Genomic DNA, 2941 nt, shown 5'->3' with positions numbered 1-2941 from the left:
CGCGGGCACAGTGCTCGCGGCTATTGCGAACGCCACGATAATCCCGATATGGAACGCGATAAAAGCTGCCGCACAGTTCATGTGGAGCGGTATATCGACGATCTTTGAGTGGTTCAAGGCCGGGGTGAATCTGCTCGGCAGCATCGTCAGCACAGTGGTGAGCGCAGTGATCGAACCTGCGTGGAATGCGGTCAAGGCTGGCGCCGAGTTCATGTGGGGCGGCATCCAGCAAATCTTCTCGTGGATTAAGACGGGCTGGAACGCTCTCGGCACCGCGATCCGCTGGGTCGTCGACAACGTTGTGAAGCCGGCGTTTGATGCGATCAAGGGCGCGCTGCAGTCGGTGTGGGATTTCTTCGGCACTGTCGTGTCGGGTATCGGGACGGCATGGGACAAGCTGAAAGGCTTCGTCGCCACACCGATCAACTTCGTCATCAACACCGTCTGGAATAACGGACTTCTCAAGGCGTGGAACACGATCGCTGGTTTCCTTCCTGGCCTCAAGCAGATGTCTCCGCTCGCTCCGGTGAAGTTCGCCGAGGGCGGTCCTGTCCCAATGTCGGGTGGAGCGAAGCGCGGCAAGGACTCGGTTCATGCGCTCCTTATGCCTGATGAGCATGTGTGGGATGTCGATGACGTGCGCAAGTCGGGTGGTCAGGGCACGCAGTATCGGATGCGTCAGATGGTTGACGCGGGCAAGCCGTTCACCTGGACGCCGAGCGGTCTCGCCGCCGCCGCGTCGGACGGCGCCCTCCCGCGCTTCGGTGACGGCGGATCTGTTTCTGCGGGTGACAAGCTGGCGCCAATGCCCGGTGAGGGCGGGCTGCAAGACATTGCGAAGCTGATGGGCCGCATCATTACTCGGTTGTGGCCCAAGGGTGTGGCCTCGATTGGCGGCTACCGACCACCGGATGGGTACAACGAGCACAGCACCGGGCGCGCGCTCGATGTCATGATCAACGACGATAAGACGGGCGACCAGGTCAAGGACTTCTCTCTCGCGAACAGCAAGAAGTTCCCGATCAACTGGACCATCTGGAAGCAGAAGATGTGGTATCCGGATGGCCGCTCGGAGGGGATGCCCGACCGCGGCGCGCCGACGGCGAACCATATGGATCACGACCACGTGTTCTATGCCGAGCAGTCGGTCGACCCGAACGTGGTGCCGGAAGGTCTCGTCACGAGCGGATTTGGTGGCCCGTCGACTGCGGAAATGCTGGGGATCATCAAGAAGAAGATCACCGAGATCATCGACAAGGCGCTCAACCCGATCAAGGAAGGCATGGCTCGGGTTATCGGATCGCCACCGCCTGAATGGTTGGGTATCCCGCCGAAGGCGTTGGATGAGACGAAGACAAAGGCGATTGACACGGCGTTCAATCTGGCTGGCAAACTCGGCGACAAGCTCGAGAAGGCGTACGAGGCGGCGAAGAAGATCACGTCGACCGTCACCCACATTCTCAAGGCTCCTGGTCGTGCGATCGCCGGACTGTTCCGCGATCAGGGTGGGTTTGTTCCCACAGGCCAGTCGATCGTCACGAACGAGACAGGCAAGCCCGAAGCGGTCTTGAACTGGACGCAACTCAACGACGTGAAAGCGTTGATGGATAAGGGTGCATCCATGTCTGAGGCGATCGCCCAGGTGGGTGCATCGAAGCCGGACAGTGACACGATCCCGGCCGGTGCAGTGGTGTTGAAGGATTCGGCGACTGCCGCTGAGGTGCAGGCCGCGGCAGACAAGATCAAGTCTGCAGCGGACACAACATCCGATCCGAGTAATGGTGCGGGCCAGCCGAACACGAGTGGTGTCGGTGGGGCGTCACAATCGGAGACGCCGGGGAAGATGAAGAGCCTCAAGGAGTTGGGGCAGGATGCGGGTGGAATACTCGCTGAGGGTATTGGTGACTTCTTCGGGTTGCCGTCGTGGATCACCGACCCCGGTAACGCGGTGTCGATCGATAAGGGTGAGAACGTTCGCACCTCGAATCAGGGTGCGGCGGCGGGTAACTCGTCGATCACGAATGCGCCGGAGGCACCGTCGTCGCCATCGGTGACACAGTCGACGCCGCAGAGCTCGTATTCCGATCCGCAGTACGGGGATGGGTCGACGTTTCAGCAGGGTTCAGCCCCGCTGTCGAAGATGCCTGAACTGGGTGCGGGTGGTGCCCCGAACATCAAGTACGACCCGTCGAAGGGTGCCGAGCAGTGGCGTCCGATGGCTCAGTGGGCGATCGATTACGTCAATCAGTCGTTGAAGGGCGCCAACCAGGTACAGGCGATGGTTGAGCAGATCGATGACGAGTCTTCCGGTAACCCGAATGCGCAGAACAACGTTGATTCGAACGCTGCCAACGGTGACCCTTCGGTGGGGTTGTTGCAGATCATTCAGTCGACCTTCGATTCTGTGCGTGACCCGAAGCTGCCCAACGACCGACGCAACCCTGCGTCGAATCTCGTTGCCGCGCTGCGCTACTACGTGCCGAAGTACGGCAAGGATCTGACCGCACGATGGGGCCGGGGCAAGGGCGGCTACAAGCTGGGTGGCTATACCGGCAACTTTGGTCTCGATGAGATCGCCGGATTCGTGCATGGCCGAGAGTTCGTCGTCAATGCTCCGGGAACAGCCCGCAACTTCAGTGTGCTGTCGGCCATCAACTCGGGTGAGGACGTACAAGGTGCCCTCGTTGGTGCTGCCGCAGGGTGGGGTTCAGTGTCCGATCGGGGATCGAGTCAGCGGGTCAGCGGGTCTGGTGGTCGCGTCATGAACGTCACCGTGTATGGGCACACCGCAGGCGACATTGTGTCCGAGATCAACCGCAACGAGTTCCGCGGATCAGCAGGCTATGGATCGAGGGTGCGCTAGTGGATTACCCACGTGTGGTCGAGGTTGATGGTGTTAACGGGTCGACGTGGACGCTGCACGGGTCGGGGATGGGGCCAG

Annotated in this window: 1 protein-coding gene; it reads left to right on the top strand. The window is 60.8% G+C overall.

Features of this window, described 5'->3' with window-relative positions:
- A partial coding sequence (locus A5777_RS24910) for a transglycosylase SLT domain-containing protein (RefSeq protein ID WP_231894887.1) occupies positions 1 to 2863 on the top strand: 2863 nt, incomplete at its 5' end.
- Positions 2864 to 2941: the final 78 nt, after the last annotated feature.

Source organism: Gordonia sp. 852002-10350_SCH5691597 (genome assembly GCF_001665715.1).
GTDB lineage: Bacteria > Actinomycetota > Actinomycetes > Mycobacteriales > Mycobacteriaceae > Gordonia > Gordonia sputi.
The sequence above is the reverse complement of the archived record's forward strand: the minus strand, read 5'-3'. Positions and strand labels throughout refer to the sequence as shown.